General features: G+C 67.1%; 16 protein-coding genes and 2 pseudogenes. 11 read left to right on the top strand and 7 right to left on the bottom strand.

Annotated features, from left to right (window positions below; translation table 11 throughout):
* The first annotated feature begins 98 nt into the window (after positions 1–98).
* Positions 99–2,288, top strand: a complete 2,190-nt coding sequence (locus L2D00_03100) for a lytic transglycosylase domain-containing protein (GenBank protein WBQ13682.1) — start codon at positions 99–101, stop codon at positions 2,286–2,288.
* A 4-nt stretch (positions 2,289–2,292) separates the two neighbouring features.
* On the opposite strand, the gene L2D00_03095 is transcribed toward L2D00_03100, so the two are convergent.
* Entirely contained in the window at positions 2,293–2,940 is a 648-nt protein-coding gene (locus L2D00_03095; GenBank protein WBQ13681.1) for a uracil-DNA glycosylase, read from the bottom strand.
* Positions 2,930–3,517, bottom strand: coding sequence for an NYN domain-containing protein (locus tag L2D00_03090; protein WBQ13680.1), 588 nt, complete (start codon positions 3,515–3,517; stop codon positions 2,930–2,932). The genes L2D00_03095 and L2D00_03090 overlap by 11 nt, the downstream gene beginning before the upstream one ends.
* 26 nt (positions 3,518–3,543) lie before the next feature.
* Here L2D00_03090 and folK point away from each other — a divergent pair, with 26 nt between their 5' ends.
* From folK to recO, 10 genes and pseudogenes are all read left to right on the top strand, one after another.
* Entirely contained in the window at positions 3,544–4,083 is a 540-nt protein-coding gene (gene folK / locus L2D00_03085; protein WBQ14484.1) for a 2-amino-4-hydroxy-6-hydroxymethyldihydropteridine diphosphokinase, read from the top strand.
* Positions 4,084–4,155: 72 nt separating this feature from the next.
* Positions 4,156–4,398: pseudogene (gene rpoZ / locus L2D00_03080) on the top strand (DNA-directed RNA polymerase subunit omega).
* Positions 4,399–4,524: 126 nt separating this feature from the next.
* Entirely contained in the window at positions 4,525–6,783 is a 2,259-nt protein-coding gene (locus L2D00_03075) for a bifunctional (p)ppGpp synthetase/guanosine-3',5'-bis(diphosphate) 3'-pyrophosphohydrolase (GenBank protein ID WBQ13679.1), read from the top strand.
* Entirely contained in the window at positions 6,780–7,367 is a 588-nt protein-coding gene (pyrE, locus tag L2D00_03070; GenBank protein WBQ13678.1) for an orotate phosphoribosyltransferase, read from the top strand. The genes L2D00_03075 and pyrE overlap by 4 nt, the downstream gene beginning before the upstream one ends.
* Complete coding sequence (locus L2D00_03065) at positions 7,364–8,122, top strand: pyridoxine 5'-phosphate synthase (GenBank protein WBQ13677.1); 759 nt, start codon at positions 7,364–7,366, stop codon at positions 8,120–8,122. The genes pyrE and L2D00_03065 overlap by 4 nt, the downstream gene beginning before the upstream one ends.
* Positions 8,119–8,535 (top strand): holo-ACP synthase, encoded by a 417-nt coding sequence (gene acpS, locus L2D00_03060; protein WBQ13676.1) that lies wholly within the window; start codon positions 8,119–8,121, stop codon positions 8,533–8,535. The genes L2D00_03065 and acpS overlap by 4 nt, the downstream gene beginning before the upstream one ends.
* Positions 8,532–9,332 carry a signal peptidase I gene (gene lepB, locus L2D00_03055; protein WBQ13675.1) on the top strand — a complete coding sequence of 267 codons (801 nt, stop codon included), beginning with the start codon at positions 8,532–8,534 and terminating at the stop codon, positions 9,330–9,332. Before acpS ends, lepB begins: the two co-directional genes overlap by 4 nt.
* The gene (rnc, locus tag L2D00_03050) at positions 9,329–10,009 is read left to right on the top strand and encodes a ribonuclease III (protein WBQ13674.1); all 681 of its coding nucleotides are present in this window, start codon (positions 9,329–9,331) and stop codon (positions 10,007–10,009) included. Before lepB ends, rnc begins: the two co-directional genes overlap by 4 nt.
* A gap of 50 nt (positions 10,010–10,059) precedes the next feature.
* Positions 10,060–10,962 (top strand): annotated as a pseudogene (gene era, locus L2D00_03045) (GTPase Era).
* Entirely contained in the window at positions 10,962–11,690 is a 729-nt protein-coding gene (gene recO, locus L2D00_03040; protein ID WBQ13673.1) for a DNA repair protein RecO, read from the top strand. The pseudogene era and the gene recO overlap by 1 nt, the downstream one beginning before the upstream one ends.
* A 49-nt stretch (positions 11,691–11,739) precedes the next feature.
* Here recO and L2D00_03035 read toward each other — a convergent pair whose 3' ends face one another.
* The 5 genes from L2D00_03035 to recG form a co-directional block, all read right to left on the bottom strand.
* Positions 11,740–13,134 (bottom strand): pyruvate dehydrogenase complex dihydrolipoamide acetyltransferase, encoded by a 1,395-nt coding sequence (locus L2D00_03035; GenBank protein WBQ13672.1) that lies wholly within the window; start codon positions 13,132–13,134, stop codon positions 11,740–11,742.
* Positions 13,135–13,140: 6 nt separating this feature from the next.
* Positions 13,141–14,613 carry a pyruvate dehydrogenase complex E1 component subunit beta gene (locus L2D00_03030; GenBank protein ID WBQ13671.1) on the bottom strand — a complete coding sequence of 491 codons (1,473 nt, stop codon included), beginning with the start codon at positions 14,611–14,613 and terminating at the stop codon, positions 13,141–13,143.
* 6 nt (positions 14,614–14,619) lie between these two features.
* Positions 14,620–15,021, bottom strand: coding sequence for an MAPEG family protein (locus L2D00_03025; GenBank protein WBQ13670.1), 402 nt, complete (start codon positions 15,019–15,021; stop codon positions 14,620–14,622).
* Between the two features lie 3 nt (positions 15,022–15,024).
* Positions 15,025–16,086, bottom strand: a complete 1,062-nt coding sequence (gene pdhA, locus L2D00_03020; protein ID WBQ13669.1) for a pyruvate dehydrogenase (acetyl-transferring) E1 component subunit alpha — start codon at positions 16,084–16,086, stop codon at positions 15,025–15,027.
* 306 nt (positions 16,087–16,392) lie between these two features.
* The gene (gene recG, locus L2D00_03015; protein WBQ13668.1) at positions 16,393–18,483 is read right to left on the bottom strand and encodes an ATP-dependent DNA helicase RecG; all 2,091 of its coding nucleotides are present in this window, start codon (positions 18,481–18,483) and stop codon (positions 16,393–16,395) included.
* Positions 18,484–18,502 lie beyond the last annotated feature (19 nt).

Raw genomic sequence — 18,502 nt, 5'->3', positions numbered from 1 at the left:
CCATACGACTGCAGCCCCCGTGCGCCAAGGGCGTTCAAGCACGTGGACAGACGGGCCGTCCTGCATCAGCATTGGGCCTGAGGGGCCCTGGAGGCGTTATGTCTGCGATGATCGTGCGTTTTGTGACCGTGCTGGCCGCCAGCGCTGCCGTCTGCTCTGTGGCGGGCGCGCAGGAGCCCTCGCCACGCCTGGCGCCGCCCGTCCCCAATCACATCGCCTCGCTGAGCGATGCCGATTTCGAGCTGTTCCGGCGCGCCATGCGCGCGGCCAATGACGATGACTGGAGCTTCGTGCGCGAGGCCGCCTACACGGTCACCGATCCGGCGGCGCGGCGCATATTGTTCTGGCGCCTGGCCACCAGCGATGCGCGCGCGTCCTTCTCCGATCTGCACCTGGCTCTGGACCAGCTGGCAGGCTGGCCGCGTGAAGCGGCGATCCAGCGCGAAGCCGAATGGAAGATCGAGGAATCCGGCTTCAGCCCGGCCATGATCGCCGCCTGGTTTGAAAACCGCGAGCCGCTGACCGGCGAAGGCCGCGTGGCGCTGGGCCGCGCCTTGCTGGCGCTGGGCCGCATCGATGAAGGCCGCGAAGAGATCCGCACCGGCTGGCGCGGCCAGTCCATGCGGCTGAGCTTCCAGACCGATACGCTGCGCGAGTTCGGCTCGATCCTGACGCGCGAGGACCATGCCGAGCGGGTCGATTATCTTCTCTGGGCCGGTCAGCGCACCGCCGCCAGCCGCCTGATCCCGGAACTGACCCAGGGCGAGCAGCGCCTGGCCCAGGCGCGCATTTCGCTGGCCGCGCGCCAGCCGGGCGTGGACGGGGCGGTCAACGCGGTACCGGCCTCGCTGCAGACCAATGCCGGGCTGATCTATGAGCGCGCGCGTTTCCGGCGCCAGCGCCGGGTGAGCGATGCCCTGCCCCTGCTGCTCGAGCTGCCTGATCAGCACCAGAACGAGACGGCGCTGTCGTCCATGTGGACCGAGCGCAAGCTGATGATCCTGGACCGCATCCGCGAACGCGACTGGGACACCGCCTATCAGCTGGCCGCCAGCCACGGCATGAGCGCGGGCGTGGACTTCGCTGACGCGGAGTTCAACGCCGGCTGGATCGCGCTCACGGGCCTGAACCGGCCCGAAGCGGCGCTGGACCATTTCATGTCCCTGGAAGAAGGCGTGCGCACGCCGGTCTCCCTGGCGCGGGCCAAATACTGGCAGGGCCGCGCGGCCGAAGCGGCCGGTCAGCTGGATCTGGCGCGCGAGCGCTTCCTGGCGGCCGCCGCGCACCCCACCGCCTATTACGGCCAGCTGGCCATTCTGGCGCTGGGCCCCGACGCGGCCGAAATTGTCCTGCCGCCCGATCCCGATCCCGCGCCGGCGGTCCGCGCCGCGTTTGAAGCGCGCACCGAAGTGCGCGCCGTGCGCCTGCTGGCAGAAACCGGGTCGGATTATTTCTTCCGGGTATTCGTCTACCACTTCGCCAACGCGGTTGAGACGGCCGAGGAAGTCGCCATGCTGGCCGATATCGCCATGGACCATATGCGCCTGCGCGAGGCGGTGCGCACCGCCAAGGCCAGCCGCACCGCCGGGACGGCGCTGGCCGAGCGCGCCTATCCGCTGATCGATCTGCCGCGCAATGCGCCGGTCTTCCCCGACGCCGCCCTGACCTTCTCGGTGATCCGCCAGGAGACCGAATTTGATGCGCGCGCCATTTCCGGTGCCGGCGCGCGCGGCATCATGCAGATGATGCCCGCCACGGCACGCCAGACCGCCCAGCAATTGCGTGTGCCCTTCAATCTGCAATGGCTCACCGACGATCCCCAGTACAACATGATGCTGGGCATGGCCCATCTTGATCAGGTGGTGAACGCCTATGACGGTTCACTGGTGATGGCGCTGGCGGCCTATAATGCCGGCGGGCACCGGGTGCGCACCTGGGTGGCCAATTATGGCGATCCGCGCACCGGCGATATTGACCCCATCGACTGGGTGGAGAGCATCCCGTTCTCCGAGACGCGCAACTATGTCCAGCGGGTGATCGAAAACGTCCAGGTCTATCGCGCGCGCATGTCACAAAGCGGTTCGGCCGCCCTGATGCTGCAGGCCGACATGGTGGGCGGTCAGTTCCGCCGTGATCTGCCGGCCCTGCCTGCCGATTTTGTCGCCGCCATGCGCGAAGCCGAGGCGCTGGAAGCGCTGGAAGCTGGCGAGACCGGCGGGGACGCGGGCGATGCCGGCGGGGACGCAAGCGGCGATGACGGTGCCACGCGCGGCCCCAGCGGGCGCTAGGGCGTCATGTCAGCGCCGCGCAGGCGCTGGCGAACACGTCATGGAACATGGCCTCGGTGAGCCGTCCGGTATTGGTATTGTAGCGCGAGCAATGATAGCTGTTGATCATGATCAGCGGCCCGTGGGGCCCCGCGAGATCGTGCCGCGCACCGTGGCCAAACGCGTAAGCTGACAGCTTCAGCCCCAGGGCTTTGAGCGTATTGTCATGGGCGATGCGGCCCAGCGTGATGATCACGTCCAGATGCCGCAGGGCCGCGATCCTGTCGGCCAGGAAGGGCCGGCAATTGGCCATCTCCCCGCCCACCGGCTTGTTCTGCGGCGGGGCGCAACGCACTGCATTGGTGATCATCGCGCCGGTCAGGCGCAGATCGTCATTGCCATCGGGGTCGAAGCGTCCGGTGCTGAGGCCGTATTTGGCGATGGTGGGATACAGAAGATCGCCTGCCCAGTCGCCGGTGAAGGGGCGCCCGGTGCGGTTCGCCCCGGTGCGGCCCGGCGCCAGCCCGACGATCAGTACGCGCGCCTCTGCATCGCCAAAGCTCGGCACGGCACCGTTGAACCAGAGAGGTTCAGACCGGGCGTTCTCAAGGCGGTAGGCCGCCAGGCGCGGGCACAGCGCGCAATCGCGCGCCGGCTCGGGCCTAAGCATCATCGCCGTCATCACCTTCGTCTTCGGTGGTTTCGGAGTAATCACGATAGCGCCGCTCGCGCCCGACCAGCTTGCCCAGATCGGCCAGTTCGATGAAGGCGTCGGCCTGGCGGCGCAGATCGTCGGACGCCATCGGGGGCGAGGATTTCAGGGTGGAGACCACCGAGACGCGCACGCCGCGCCGCTGCACGGCCTCGACCACCTTGCGGAAATCACCATCACCGGAGAACAGGACGATATGGTCGAGATAGCCGCAGGCCTCCATCATGTCGACGGCCAGTTCGACATCCATGTCGCCCTTGATGCGCCGGCGCCCGCTTTCGTCGGAATATTCCTTGGCCGCCTTGGAGACGATCTTGAAGCCGTTATAGTCCAGCCAGTCGATCAGCGGGCGGATCGGCGTGTATTCCTCATTCTCCAGCAGCGCGGTGTAGTAATTGGCCCGGATCAGCCGGCCGCGCTTGCGAAATTCCTCCAGAAGCTTCTTGTAGTCGATATCGAAATCCAGCCCGCGCGCCGCCGAATAGAGGTTCGCGCCGTCAATAAAAATACCTAGCCGCTCGTTGGGATAGAAGGTCATCGCCTATGCCTTTCGCTGTATCACTGATGGGTAATGCGTCCTGCCGGGCCATTTATATCGGACTCGGCGCGAACCAAGCATACCGGGGCCGCGCGCCGCTTGGAACGCTCAATTCAGCGCTGCGGTGTCTGGCCGCAGCCGGCGTGCAGACCATCGCCGCGTCGCGCCCCTGGCGCAGCCCGGCCTGGCCGGACCCGAGCGATCCGCCATTTGTGAATGCCTGCATCGCCGTGCGTACCGACCATGACCCGCAGGCGCTGATGGCGGTACTGCATGAGGCCGAGGCCGCGCACGGGCGCGCGCGCACGGTGCGTAACGCGCCGCGCACGCTGGACCTGGATTTGCTGGACTATGAGGGGCGCACCGCCCGGTTTCCCGGCGGGCTGGACCTGCCGCATCCGCGCCTGACCGCGCGCGCCTTCGTCCTGTTACCACTGAAAGACATTGCGCCGCGCTGGCGTGATCCGGTCAGCGGTGCCACACTGCAAAGCCTGATCGCCGCCCTGCCCCTGGCGGACCGCCGCGCCTGCCGTCCGGCGGGCGGGGTGTTGTGCGCTGCGGCGTAAGGCTTGAAGGTGGTGCCCGCGTGGGGTATCTGCACGGGTTCACGTCTCGCATGATTGTCAGGAGGCCTGCGCATGGCCCGCGTCACCGTTGAAGATTGCATCAAGAAGGTGGAGAACCGCTTCGAGCTGGTTCTGCTGGCCGCTCATCGTGCGCGCACCATCGCTGCCGGTGCGCCGCTGGTGGTTGACCGCGACAACGACAAGAACCCGGTTGTCGCCCTGCGCGAGATCGCGGACGACAAGCTTGATCTCGGTGGCCTGACCGAAAACCTGATTGCCGGCCTGCAACGGGTCATCCCGTCCGATGACGAGGAAGAGGCCGAGCGCGAGCGTCAGGCCGAGTCCCGCCCGGCCCTGCCCGCTCCGGAAATGGACGAAGCTGCCATGCTCAAGGCGCTGCAGTCCGACCGCGACGGACCGGCTGACGGCCGACTCTAAGCCGTGACGGCGCTGGCGACCCCGTCTGCGCTTCTGCCCGCCGACGCCATTCCCAGCGCCGACGCCCTGATCGCGCGTGTTCGCGCCTATGACCCCCATGTCGATGGCGAGCTGATCACGCGCGCCTATAACTTCTCCAAGCTTCATCATCAGGGCCAGTTCCGCAAATCGGGTGAGCCCTATTACGGGCACACGGTCGCGGTCGCGATGCTGCTGGCGGAGCTGCGGCTGGACGCGGCGACCATCTGCACCGGCCTCCTGCACGACACGGTCGAAGATACCGACGCCACGCCCGAAGACATCACTGAACAATTCGGCGAGGACATCGCGCAGCTGGTGGACGGCGTCACGAAGCTGGGCCAGATGGAGCTCAGCTCCAAGCGCACCAAACAGGCAGAAAACCTGCAGAAACTCGTGGTGGCGATCACCCGCGATGTCCGCGTTCTGCTGGTGAAGCTGTGCGACCGCATGCACAATATGCGCACGCTGCATTTCCATTCGCGCCAGGACAAGCGTGAGCGCATCGCGCGCGAGACGCTGGAGATTTACGCGCCGCTGGCCCGGCGCATCGGCGTGAACCGGGTGTGCACCGAGCTGGAAGACCTGGCGTTCCGGAACCTCAACCCGGCGGCGTATGAATCCATTCACCGCCGGCTGGAGGATTTGCGCCTCACCCGCCATGACGCCGTCGCCTCTGTTTCGGCCAGGCTGTCTGACCTGCTCGACGAGGCGGGGCTGGACTGCGTGGTGTTCGGGCGGGAAAAGCGGCCCTACTCGATCTGGCGCAAGCTGGAGCGCAAGGGCGTCACGTTTGACGATATCGCCGACATCTATGCCTTCCGCATTCTCGTGGAGCGGCCCATTGATTGCTACATCGCGCTGGGCCTGGTCCATCAGCGCTGGCGCAGCGTGCCAGAACGCTTCCGCGATTACATCTCCACGCCCAAGCCGAATAATTACCGCTCCTTACACACCACCATTATCGGCCCGTCCAATATCCGCATCGAGCTGCAGATCCGCACCCATGACATGGACCGCATTGCGGAGACCGGCGTGGCGGCTCACTGGCGCTACAAGGCAGGCGGATACGCTTATGATGCGGCCGCAGCCGAGGAAGCGGGCGGCGATCCGCTGGAGCGCCTGCGCCCGCTGATGGAAATCCTGGAACAGGGCGGCGATCCGGAGGACTTCCTCGAGCACGCCAAGCTCGAGATGTTCGCCAACGAGGTCTATTGCTTCACGCCCAAGGGCGAGCTGATCGCCCTGCCTGGCGGTGCCACACCGCTGGATTTCGCCTATGCGGTCCACACCGAGCTGGGCCACGCGGCCATTGGCGCGAAGATCAACGGGCGCGACCGGCCGCTGCGCACGCGCCTGAACAATGGCGACATGATCGAGATCATCAAGGGCGGGGTGCGTCAACCGCCTGCGGGCTGGGAAGATCTGGTGATCACCGGTCGCGCGCGCGCCGCGATCCGGCGCCTGATCCGTTCGTCGGAAGCGGAAGAATTCATTCGCATCGGCACGGTGATCGCCGAGCACGCCTTCCTGCGAGAGGGCAAGGTGTTTCGCGAATCCGCCCTGGGCGACGCCCTGCGCCGTCTGGAGATGGACAGCGTGGAGGACCTCTACCACGCGCTGGGCAAGGGCCGGATTTCGTCCATCGGCCTGCTCGAAGCGGTCTATCCCGGTCACCGCGAAATGCGCGGCCGGCGGCCCCAGGACCGCGAACGCATCGCCGACGCCAAGGCCGGGCTCTACGTTCACGGGCGCGGGCTTACGCCGGGCGTCAGCCTGCATTTTGCGCCCTGCTGCTCACCCATGCCCGGCGACCGGATTGTCGGCGTCATCCGTGAAGGCAAGGGCGTGGAGGTGCACGCCATCGATTGCGAGCGCCTGGCCGAACTTGAAGATGACGAGACCCTGGAAAGCTGGATTGATCTCAAATGGACCCCGGAAGCGGGTGCCCATGGCGTGTCCATCGGACGGGTTCTGTCCACGGTGCGCAATGAACCGGGCGTGCTGGCCGAGATCGCCGGCGTGGTGGGCGAGGCCGGTGGCAATATCACCGATGTGAAAACCCTGCAGCGCACGCGTGACTTTTTCGAGATGGCGTTCGATGTGGAGGTGTTCGACGCGCGCCACCTGAACAATATCGTGGCGGCTTTGAAAACCAGCGATCGGGTGGTCACCGCCGAGCGTGCGCGCCGGCCGGGCGACATCCCCGACTACGACCCGAAGACCGAGCAGGAGCCGGCATGACGACGGACGACGTATTGGAAGAATTCCGCCAGGCGGGCGCGCTGCTTGAGGGGCATTTCATTCTCTCCTCGGGCCTGCGCAGCTCCGTCTTCCTGCAAAAGGCGCTGGTGTTCCGCGACGCCGCGCGCACGGGACGGCTGTGCACCGCGCTGGCTGAAAAGATCAGATCCGCCGGCCACGGCCCCTTCACCGCCATTGTGTCACCGGCGCTGGGCGGGATCATTCCCGGTTATGAAACCGCGCGGGTCATGGGCCTGCCTTTCCTGTTTGTGGAGCGTGAGAACGGCGAGTTTGCGCTGCGCCGCGGCTTCGAGCTGAACGCCGCCGACCGGGTTCTGGTGATCGAGGACATTGTCACCACGGGCTTGTCCTCGCGCGAGTGCATCGCGGCCATCCAGGCCACGGGCGCGAAAGTCGTCGCCCAGGGCTGTCTGGTGGACCGTTCAGGCGGCAAGGCGAGCGTGGGCGTGCCGCTGGTGTCGCTGGCGACGGTGAGCTTCCCGGCCTATCCGGCTGACCAGCTGCCGCCGGAACTCGAACGCATACCGGCTATCAAGCCGGGCAGCCGGGGGCTGAACCCGTGAGCGCGCATCCGGTCCGCCTCGGCGTCAATATCGATCACGTTGCCACCATAAGAAATGCGCGCGGCGGTGCCCTGCCCGATCCGGTGCGTGCGGCGCATCTGGCCGTCGAAGCGGGTGCCGACGGCATTACCGCGCACCTGCGCGAGGACCGCCGCCACATCTCCGACGCCGATATCGAGCGCCTGTCCAAGGAGCTGTCGGTACCGCTCAATCTGGAGATGGCGGCCACGGAGGAGATGCTGGACATCGCCCTGCGCCACACGCCCAAAGCGGTGTGCCTGGTGCCGGAAAAGCGCGAGGAACGCACCACCGAAGGCGGGCTGGACGTGGCCGCCCATCACGCCCATCTGCGCCCGTTCATCGCCGCGCTGAACAAGGCGGGATGCCGCGTCTCACTGTTCATCGAGCCTGATCCGGTCCAGATCGCCGTGGCTGAGGCGCTGGGCGCGTCGGTCATCGAGCTGCACACCGGAACCTATTGCGAGCATTGCCATGCCGGACGGCGCAAGAAGGCCGCAGCCGAGCTCAAACGCCTCACCATCGCCGCCAGGGAAGGCGCGCGGCGCGGGCTGGAGATTCACGCCGGACACGGCCTGACCTTCGACACGGTCCAGCCGATCGCCGCCATTGCACAGGTGCGTGAGCTGAATATCGGTCATTTCCTGATCGGCGAGGCGATCTTCACCGGGCTGGCCGATACGGTGAGCCAGATGCGCGCCCTGATCAATGCCGCCCGCGCCGAGCTGCCGGCATGATCCTGGGCGTCGGAACCGACATCATCGATATCCGGCGCATCGAGCGCTCCATCGAGCGGTTTGGCGACCGCTTCAAGACCCGTGTCTTTACCGAGATCGAGCGCGCCAAGGCCGCCAGCCGGCGCCGCTCGGCCGATACCTTCGCCAAGCGCTTTGCTGCCAAGGAAGCCTGCGCCAAGGCGCTGGGCACCGGCATTTATCGCGGCGTGACCTGGCAGCAGATGGAAGTGATCAACCTCAAGGGCGGCCAGCCGACGCTGAAACTCACCGGCGCGGCGGCGCAGCGCCTGGAATCGCTGACACCGCAGGGACTTGAACCGCGCATCCATATCACCCTGACCGATGATTATCCCTGGGCGCAGGCCTTTGTGATCATCGAGGCGCTGGACCCGGCCCGGCCGGGGGCCGCGTGACCGCCGGCGCCACGGCCCGCGCGCGCCGTGCCCGGCGCATTGCGCGGGCGGTGCGCCGCCTGCGCGCGGACCAGCGCCTGATCGTGACACTGGTGCTGGCCGCCATATTGGCGCTGGCCATGCGCACGCTGGTGTTTCAGCCCTTCACCATTCCGTCGGACTCCATGCGCCCCGCCCTGGAGCCCGGCGACTATATCGCCGTGTCCAAATGGCCCTATGGCTGGTCGCGCGCCTCCCTGCCCCTGTCGCCGCCTGTGGGACCGGGACGGGTGTTCGGCTCAACGCCCCTGCGCGGCGATATCGTGGTGTTCTCACCCGCCCACGCGCCGGGATCGGCCTACATCAAGCGCGTCATCGGCCTGCCAGGCGACATGATCACGCTGACCGGGGGCATGGTGTTCATCAATGGCGCGCCGGCACCGCGCGGGTTGCTGGGCGAGGACACGCGCATCGGGCCGGACGGCACGCTGACGCGCTATGCCCGCTGGCAGGAAATCCTCGGTGACGGGCGGGCCTGGGACGTGCTGCATGGCGCGCCGGGTGCCTATGACGATTATGGCCCGGTGCTGGTGCCCGAAGGCCATCTCTTCGTGCTGGGCGATAATCGCAGCGAATCGCGCGACAGCCGCGCAAGCCCGCCTGAAGGACCCGGCATGGTGCGCATCGATTCTGTGATCGGCCGCGCCGACCGGGTGCTGATCTCCGTGCGCCCCGATTTCAGCCTGTGGCGGCCCTGGACCTGGGCACGCATCAGAACCGGGCGCACACTGGCGCCCCTGGACCCGGAGCCGAGATGAGCGACCGTTTCAAGGATGTCCAGGCGCGCATCGGGCACGCCTTCGCCGATCCGGCCTTGCTGGAGCGCGCCCTGACCCATGCCTCCCACGGCGACGGGCGCTCGCGCGATGCCTCCAATGAGCGGCTGGAGTTTCTGGGCGACCGGGTGCTGGGCCTGATGGCCGCCGAAGCGCTGCATGAGCGCTTCCCGGATCTGAATGAAGGCGGGCTGGCAGTGCGCCTCAATGCGCTGGTCAACAAAAACGCCTGCGCGCGCGCCGCGCAGCGCTGCGGCCTGGGCGAAGGCCTGCGCCTGTCCGCGGCCGAGGCGCGCCTGGGCGGACGCGAAAAAGCCTCCATCCTGGCCGATGCCTGCGAGGCGGTGATCGGCGCGCTGTTTCTTGATGGCGGGCTGGACGCGGCGCGTGCCTTTTTCCTGACCCAGTGGGAAGAGGAGCTGGACGGCCTGAAACGCCGGCCGCGCGACGCCAAGTCCCGCCTGCAGGAATGGGCGGCCCAGACCGGGCGCCCGGCCCCCGTGTACACGGTCCTGGCGCGCAAGGGTCCCGATCATCGCCCGAACTTCACCGTGGAGGTGCGCGTGGGCGAGCTTCGCGGCGAAGCCGAGGGTTCATCCAAACAGGGGGCCGAACGTGCGGCCGCCGATCAGCTTCTGTCCGCGGAGACAAGCCTATGACCGATAACGCCACCCCATCGGGCACCGACACGGCGGCCCAGTCCGGCACCCGCGCCGGCTTTGCCGCCATAATCGGCGCGCCCAATGCGGGCAAATCCACGCTGGTCAACGCGCTGGTGGGCCGCAAGGTCTCCATCGTCACGCCCAAAGTGCAGACCACCCGCTTCCAGATCCGCGGCGTGATGCTGCGCGGTACCGCGCAAATCGTGCTGGTCGACACGCCCGGCGTGTTCCGCCCGCGCCGGCGCCTCGACCGCGCCATGGTCGCGGCTGCCTGGGATGGTGCGTCGGACGCCGACATCATCGTCCACGTGGTGGACGCGGCCGCCCAGCTCAAAGGCGCGGGCAAGAGCGTGGAGGATGTGGAGCGCGTGATCGAGGGACTGAAAGTCCATGATCTCAAGGCCATTCTGGCGATCAACAAGATTGATCTGGTGCGCCGCGAGGAGCTGCTGGAACTGTCACGCCAGCTCTATGAAAGCGGCGTCTATACCGACGTGTTCATGATCAGCGCCACCAACGGCGACCGCACCGCGGATCTGGCTGAAGCGCTGGGCCGCGCCATGCCGGACAGCCCCTGGCTCTATCCCGAAGATCAGATCGCGGATTTGCCCGAGCGCATGCTGGCCGCCGAGATCACGCGCGAGAAGCTGTATCTGCGCGTCCACGAGGAGCTGCCCTATGCGCTCACCGTGGAGACCGAGGACTGGAAGGACCAGAAGGACGGGTCGGTCCGCATCGAGCAGACCATCTATGTGGAGCGCGAAGGCCACAAGCCGATCATTATCGGCAAGGGCGGCGCCACACTGCGCTGGATCGGCGAGCATGCGCGCGTCGAGCTGGAGGGTGATCTCGGCCGGCGCGTGCACCTGTTCCTGCACGTGAAGGTGCGGCCGGGCTGGAGCGAGGAGCGCGCGCGCTTCTCCGCCCTGGGCCTCGAGTTTGACGTGTAATGGAGTGGACGGCGTCAGGCCGCATCCTGGCGGTGCGTCCCCATGGCGAGACCAGCGCCGTGGTGGAGATCCTGACCGCCGAGCATGGCCGTCATGCGGGTCTGGTGCGCGGCGGGCGCTCGCGCACCCTGCGCCCCGTGCTGCAGCCGGGAAATCGCGTACGCGCGGTCTGGCGCGCGCGGCTGGAGGAGCATCTGGGCGCGCTCACCGTCGAAGCCGAAGACCTGTCCACCGGCGCGATCATGGAGGACCCGCTGGCGTTGGCGGGCCTCAACGCATTGTGCGCCATGGCCTCGCTCTGCCTGCCCGAGCGCGAGCCGCACCCGCGCGTGGCCGAGGCCTTCGATCTGGTCACGGAGCATCTCACTGACCCGCAAGTCTGGCCGGCGCTCTATGTCCGCTGGGAGCTCGGCGTGCTGGCGGACCTGGGCTACGGGCTCGATCTGCGTCATTGCGCGGCCACGGGCGTGACGGAGAACCTCATTTATGTGAGCCCCAAATCGGGGCGCGCGGTGAGCGCCGAGGGCGGCGCGCCGTGGGCGGACAAGATGCTGGCCCTGCCCGGCTTTCTGACCGGTTCAGGCGCAGTCCGGCCCGGCGATATCGGCGCGGGGCTGCGGCTCAGCGCGCATTTTCTGGAACGCCGCGTGTTGTGGCCCGCCGACAAGCGCCTGCCCGATGCCCGCGCCCGCCTGATCGAACGGCTGGAGGCGGAGCAGCGGGTTTAGGGCTGGCGCGCGTCAGCGCCTGCCTCAGCCCCGGCGCGCATGCGCGCGCTCACATCAACATCGTCACCGGGTCTTCGATGAAGCCTTTGAATGCCGCGATCCAGCGGGAGCCGGTGGCCCCGTCCACCACGCGGTGATCACAGGTGAGCGTGACCGTCATGACGGTCGCCTTGGCGATGGCGCCATCGGTGATCACGGGCCGTTCCTCGCCCGCGCCCACGCTCAAAATCATGCCCTGGGGCGGGTTGAGGATGGAGGCGAAGGACTTGATCCCGAACATGCCCAGATTGGACAGGGAGAAGGTGCCGCCCTGGAACTCCTCGGGCTTGAGCTTGCGGTCGCGCGCGCGGGCGGCCAGATCCTTCATCTCGGCGGAAATCTGGGCGAGCCCCTTCTGGTCCGCGTCAAAGATGATCGGCGTGATCAGCCCGCCCTCAATGGCCACGGCCACCGACACGTCGGCGTGCTTGTGCATCGCCACGCGCCCGTCCTCGATCCAGCTGGCATTGGCCTCGGGCACGCGCTTGAGGGCGAGGCCCGACGCCTTGATCAGGATGTCGTTGACCGACACCTTCACGCCGTCCGGCGCCTTGTCATTGATCTGCTTGCGGAAGGCCAGCAGCGCATCAAGGCGGCAATCCACATTCAGCGGGAAGTGCGGCACGTCGCGGAAGGAGTCCGTGAGGCGTTTGGCTGAGATTTTCTGGATGCCGTCAGCCTTGCGCAGCTTATAGCGGTCCGCCGAAATGCCATAGCGCGCCAGCGGCTCGTGCTCGTCGATCTGCGGCCTGGGCGCGTCGCCGGTGGATTTGGCGCTCGAGGCTTGGGCGCGCGGAGCGTCGACCTGTTTCGCGGCGGGCGCGGCCTTGGACGCCGCCTCCACATCACGCTTGATGATCCGCCCGCCGGGGCCGGAGCCTTCAATGTCCGACAGCGTCAGCCCGGCCTGCTCGGCGAGGCGGCGCGCGAGTGGCGAGGCTTTTATGCGGGTTGAGCCGCCGCTCCCCCCACCCCGGCCCTCCCCCGAGGGGGAGGGAGACGAGGTATCATCGGCCTCAGAGTTATCGTCAGACGCCGCATCTTGTTGCTGAGTTTTCTCAGACGTGGAGAACTTGCCTCCCTCCCCCTTGGGGGAGGGTTGGGGTGGGGGGGAGTCTTTTTTAGATGAAGACCCCGCCCCCTCCAGCGCGCCCTTGTCCTCGCCCTCTTCCAGGAGGAGCGCTATCACCGCATTGACCTTCACCCCTTCGGTTCCGGCCTCGACGAGGATTTTGCCCATCACGCCTTCATCGACGGCCTCCACCTCCATGGTGGCCTTGTCGGTCTCGATCTCGGCGATGACATCGCCGGATTTGACCGCATCGCCTTCCTTGACGAGCCAGGACGAGAGATTGCCCTCCTCCATGGTGGGCGACAGAGCGGGCATCAGGATTTCAATGGGCATGGGGGATTACTCCGCGTAGCAGACGGCTTTCACCGCCTTCACGATATCCGCCACACCCGGCAGCGAGAGGGCTTCCAGATTAGCGGCATAGGGCAGCGGCACATCTTTCTGGTGCACGCGCAGCGGCGGCGCGTCGAGATAGTCAAAGGCCTCGGCCACCACCACCGCGGCAATCTCCGCGCCCACGCCCATGCGGCCCCAGCCTTCCTCGGCGCAGACCAGGCGATTGGTCTTCTTCACGCTGGCCACCACCGTATCAGTGTCCAGCGGGCGCAGGGTGCGCAGATCGATCACCTCGGCCTCGATGCCCTCTTCGGCGAGAATCTCGGCGGCCTTGAGCGCAAAGCCGACCATGCGCGAATGGGCCGTGATGGTCACATCGCTGCCCTCCCGGCGCACCTTGGCCTTGCCGATGGGCAGGACCCAGTCGTCCACGTCGGGAATGTCGAAGCTTTCGCCATACATCAGCTCATGTTCCAGGAAGACCACTGGATTGGGGTCGCGGATCGCGGCCTTGAGGAGGCCTTTGGCATCGGCGGCGTCATAGGGCGCGATGACCTTCAGGCCCGGCACATGGGCGTACCAGCTGGAGAAGTCCTGGCTGTGCTGGGCGCCCACGCGGCTGGCGGCTCCGTTGGGGCCGCGGAACACGATGGGGCACCCCATCTGGCCGCCGGACATGTAGAGCGTCTTGGCGGCCGAGTTGATGAGATGGTCGATGGCCTGCATGGCGAAGTTGAAGGTCATGAACTCGACGATGGGCTTCAGTCCGCCAAAGGCAGCGCCCACGCCAAGCCCCGCAAACCCGTGCTCGGTAATGGGGGTGTCCACCACGCGCTCAGGCCCAAATTCCTGCAGCAGCTCGCGCGTGACCTTGTAGGCACCCTGATACTCGGCCACCTCCTCGCCCATGACGAATACCGTCTCGTCACGGCGCATCTCCTCGGCCATGGCGTCACGCAGCGCGTCACGCACGGCGATTTTCACCATCTTGGTGCCTTCAGGGATTTCGGGATCGGAGGCTTGCGGCTTGGCGTGTTGCACCTTTTGGGGCTTGCCACCTTCGGAGGATCTGGAGCTATCGCCGTCGGCAGTCTTCGAGGCAGAGTCAGCCCCGGACGGCTCTTCTTCCTCATCGGCCTCATCAGACGCTGACGAAGCGGCGGATTTCGACCCGCTATCCTTCTCAGACGTCTTGCCGCCGGATCCGGCCCCCTCCAGCGCGCGCTCGTCCTCGCCCTCTTCGAGCAGCAGCGCGATCACGGCGTTGACCTTGACGCCTTCAGCGCCTTCCTCGACCAGCAGCTTGCCGACCACGCCTTCCTCGACGGCTTCAACCTCCATCGTGGCCTTGTCGGTTTCGATCTCGGCGATGACATCGCCCGATTTCACCGTGTCGCCGGGCTTGACGGTCCATTTGGCCAGCGTGCCCTCCTCCATGGTGGGCGACAGGGCGGGCATGAGCACTTCGATGGGCATGACGATCTAGGCTCCGGAAAACGGAAGAATTTGGAAAAGGACGAGCACGGTGCCCGCCAGCGCGATGACCCAGGCAAAGGAGCGCACCACCGGCACGCCGAGCCAGTAAAGCGGCGCGTAGACCGCGCGTCCGGCAACAAACATCAGGCCGCCCAGCGCCGTCATGTCGTTGGCGCGGTCCAGCGCCAGCACGACCAGCACCAGCGGCGCGTGCATGAGCAGGGCTTCGATCATGTTCTGGTTGGCGCGCCGGGCGCGCGCAGTCAGCACGCTGGAATCGGTCAGGCCGTCGCGCGCGCCCAGCAGATCCTTGGGCTTGTGCTCCAGATTGGAAAATACGCCCTGCACCATCACCATGATGATGAAGATCAGGACGGCGATGACCAGCAAGCTGGCGTCAATGGGCATCGCCTAAACCTCCACCAGCACGTCGGTATACAGCTCGCTCGGGTCCGGCTCGGGGCTGTCCTTGGCAAATTCGGCGCTTTCGTTGACGATCTGCTTGACCTCTTTGTCCATGGCCTTGAGCGCATCCTCATCGCTCCAGCCGGCCTCGATGAGGTTTTTGCGGGCCAGATCCAGCGGGTCCTTGTGGTCGCGGTATTCATTGACCTCGTCGCGGGTGCGGTACTTGGCCGGGTCGGACATGGAGTGGCCGCGATAGCGATAGGTCTTCATTTCCAGAATATACGGGCCATGGCCCTCGCGGGCGTGGGCGGCGGCTTTCTTGGCCGCTTCATAGACGGCGATCACGTCCATGCCGTCCACCGCCTCGCCGGGAATGCCGAAACCGGCCCCGCGGCGGAACAGCTCGGTCTCCGAGCTCGCGCGCTTCACGCTGGTGCCCATGGCGTAGCCGTTGTTCTCGATGATGAACAGGGCGGGCAGATTCCAGAGCTTGGCCATGTTGAAGCTCTCATAGACCTGGCCCTGATTGGCAGCGCCGTCGCCGAAATACGTCGCGCTGACTTTGCCGTTCTTCTTGTATTTGTTGGCGAAGGCGAGCCCTGCGCCGATGGGCACCTGGGCGCCGACAATGCCGTGGCCGCCGAAGAACTGCTTCTCGCGCGAGAACATGTGCATCGACCCGCCCTTGCCGCGCGAATACCCGCCCTCGCGGCCGGTCAGCTCGGCCATCACGCCGTTGGCGGTCATGCCCGCGGCCAGCATATGCCCGTGATCGCGATAGCCGGTGGTCACCTGGTCGCCGGGCAAGAGCGCGCCCTGCACGCCCACCACCACGGCCTCCTGGCCGATATAGAGATGGCAGAAACCGGCGATCAGGCCCATGCCGTAGAGCTGGCCGGCCTTTTCCTCGAACCGGCGGATCAAGAGCATGTCGCGATACCAGCCCAGAAGCTGGTCCTGGGTGACCGGCAGCTTGGCCGGCTTCTTCGCGGCACTGCCGGCGGCAGGCTTCGAGGCGGACGATTTCGGGCCGGTGGATTTCGGGGCGGTGGATTTGGAGGTCATTTATTTCACACGCGAAATAGTTGCTGCGCGCTCCCTGTTGAGGTCATCTGGCGTGTAGCAGGCACCGGGCCATGACGTAAAGCCCGCAAGACAATGCTGCGCTTGCGAAGTAACGAGAGGCGCTCTCATCGGGACAAGGCGCGGATCAGTCCGCCATCTGTTTTACCTGGCGAGCGGAGCGAGACCCGGGACCCCCATCCACCGATCATTCACCACCACTCAGGCGGTTGGAAACCATGGCGGATGGATCCCGGATAGCCGCTTCGCGGCTTCCGGGAAAACAATGGAACTGGTCTCTTGCCCCCCTCACCCCGACCGCATCAACCTCACACCCTCATCGCGTTCGAACAGATACAGCAACGTCCGCAGCGCCTCGCCGCGCGGGCCGGCGAACACGTCCTCGCGGGCGGTTTCGTAGCGGGCGGCGTCGCTGGCCAGCTCGATCAGGTCGGCGTGGGCGGCCAGATCGGCCAGGCGGTAGTCCGGCAGGCCTGACTGGCGCAGGCCCAGCGGATCGCCCGAGCCGCGCAGGCGCCAGTCTTCCTCGGCGATTTCGAACCCGTCATCGGTCCGGCGCATGATGTCCAGGCGCGCGCGCGCCGTTTCGCCCGGCTGGCCGTGATAGAGGAGGAGGCAGGTGGACGCCTTGTCGCCGCGCCCTACCCGGCCGCGCAGCTGGTGAAGCTGCGCGAGGCCAAAGCGCTCGGCGTGCTCGATCACCATGATGGTGGCGTCGGGCGCGTCCACCCCCACCTCGATCACGGTGGTGGCCACCAGCACATCGATTTTCCCCGCACGGAAATCCTCGGCCGCCTGCTGCTTGTCGCGCGCGGGCATGCGGCCATGGACCAGGCCCACGCGGCGGCCGGGGAGCATCTCGCCCAGCATGTGATGGCGCGCCTCGGCGGCGGCCAGGTCGGAGATATCGCTCTCCTCCACCAGCGGACACACCCAGTAGGCCCGGTCACCCTGGGCCAGCGCCCGTTTGAGCCCGTCCACCACATCGCTCAGGCGCTGGGCGGAGACCACGCGGGTGTCCGGCGGGATGCGCCCGGCGGGCTTTTCATCGAGACGCGAGACATCCAGATCGCCAAACGCCGCCAGCGTCAGCGTGCGCGGAATGGGCGTGGCGCTCATGGCCAGCACGTCGGGCGCGGCGCCTTTCAGAGTGAGGCGGCGCCGGTCCGACACGCCGAAGCGGTGCTGCTCGTCAATCACCACCAGGCCCAGATCGTGAAACTCCACCGCCTCCTGGAACAGGGCGTGGGTGCCGCACACGACTTGCGCTTCGCCGCTGGCCATCTGCTCCAATATCTCCGCCCGGCGCGCGCCCTTGTCGCGGCCGGTCAGCACGGCGACGCGAATGCCGGCGGGCGCCAGCAAAGCCTCCAGCACGCCGGCATGCTGGCGCGCGACGATTTCGGTGGGCGCCATCAGGGCGGTCTGCACGCCGGCTTCCGCCGCATGGGCGGCGGCGAGCGCGGCGACGAACGTCTTGCCCGATCCCACATCGCCGTGGATCAGGCGCATCATGCGCGCGGGCGCACGCAAATCCTCGCGCACCGCCTCGAACGCGCGCACTTGAGCCCCCGTGGGGCTGAAGGGCGCGGCGTCGATCACCGCCCTCACCTTCGCGCCATCGCCCTCCAGCGCGCGGCCCTTGCGGGCGCGGCGTTCGCGGCGGGCGAGCTTGAGGGCCAGCTGATGGGCGAACACCTCGTCAAAGGCCAGGCGCCGGCGCGCGGGCGCGTGGGGCTCCAGATCCTCGGCGGACGCGGGCGCATGCAGCGCCGCCAGCGCCTCGCGCCAGCCGGGCCAGCCTTCGCGCGCCGCCAGCGCCGGGTCGATCCAGTCGGGCAGCTCCGGCACCGCCTCCAGCGCGCCCGCCACCGCCTTGCGCATCACCGCGCCCGACAGCCCGGCGGTGAGCGGATAGACCGGCTGCAGCAAGTCAGCCTCCGCGATCTCGCCGGGCGCGGCGATCAGGTCGGGATGCACCATCTGGATTTCAGACCCGAAGCGCTCAGCCTTGCCCGACACCACCCGGCGCGTGCCCACCGGCAACACGCGCATCAGATAATCGGGCCGGGCGTTGAAGAAGACGAGATGCAAAAAACCCGTCTCGTCGCGCAGGCGCACCTTGTAGGGCTGCTTCATGGTGGGGCGCGGCACATGCGCCTCCACCTCCCCCTCCAGCGTCACGACGCCGCCCAGATCGCCTGCGTCAGAGATGAACAGGCGCCGGGTGCGGTCCACCAGGCCGGTGGGCGGCGTAAACAACACATCCTTCACCCGCGCCCCGCCCACCGCCCGCGACATCAACTCCGCCAGCTTCGGCCCCACGCCCTTCAGCGTGGTGATGTCAGCGAATAGGGGGAAGAGGGATTGCGGGCGCATGGGCACGAGTTAAGCCGCG

The sequence above is a fragment of the Hyphomonadaceae bacterium BL14 genome, assembly GCA_027627705.1.
GTDB lineage: Bacteria > Pseudomonadota > Alphaproteobacteria > Caulobacterales > Maricaulaceae > Oceanicaulis.
This window is presented reverse-complemented; position numbering and strand designations above follow the sequence as displayed.

Bases quoted from the DNA above. Each gene is read 5' to 3' on its own strand.
- L2D00_03100 (WBQ13682.1), top strand. From the start codon at position 99: ATGTCTGCGATGATCGTGCGTTTTGTGACCGTGCTGGCCGCCAGCGCT.
- L2D00_03095 (WBQ13681.1), bottom strand. From the start codon at position 2,940: ATGATGCTTAGGCCCGAGCCGGCGCGCGATTGCGCGCTGTGCCCGCGC.
- L2D00_03090 (WBQ13680.1), bottom strand. From the start codon at position 3,517: ATGACCTTCTATCCCAACGAGCGGCTAGGTATTTTTATTGACGGCGCG.
- folK (WBQ14484.1), top strand. From the start codon at position 3,544: ATGGGTAATGCGTCCTGCCGGGCCATTTATATCGGACTCGGCGCGAAC.
- pyrE (WBQ13678.1), top strand. From the start codon at position 6,780: ATGACGACGGACGACGTATTGGAAGAATTCCGCCAGGCGGGCGCGCTG.
- acpS (WBQ13676.1), top strand. From the start codon at position 8,119: ATGATCCTGGGCGTCGGAACCGACATCATCGATATCCGGCGCATCGAG.
- rnc (WBQ13674.1), top strand. From the start codon at position 9,329: ATGAGCGACCGTTTCAAGGATGTCCAGGCGCGCATCGGGCACGCCTTC.
- recO (WBQ13673.1), top strand. From the start codon at position 10,962: ATGGAGTGGACGGCGTCAGGCCGCATCCTGGCGGTGCGTCCCCATGGC.
- L2D00_03035 (WBQ13672.1), bottom strand. From the start codon at position 13,134: ATGCCCATTGAAATCCTGATGCCCGCTCTGTCGCCCACCATGGAGGAG.
- L2D00_03030 (WBQ13671.1), bottom strand. From the start codon at position 14,613: ATGCCCATCGAAGTGCTCATGCCCGCCCTGTCGCCCACCATGGAGGAG.
- L2D00_03025 (WBQ13670.1), bottom strand. From the start codon at position 15,021: ATGCCCATTGACGCCAGCTTGCTGGTCATCGCCGTCCTGATCTTCATC.
- pdhA (WBQ13669.1), bottom strand. From the start codon at position 16,086: ATGACCTCCAAATCCACCGCCCCGAAATCCACCGGCCCGAAATCGTCC.
- recG (WBQ13668.1), bottom strand. From the start codon at position 18,483: ATGCGCCCGCAATCCCTCTTCCCCCTATTCGCTGACATCACCACGCTG.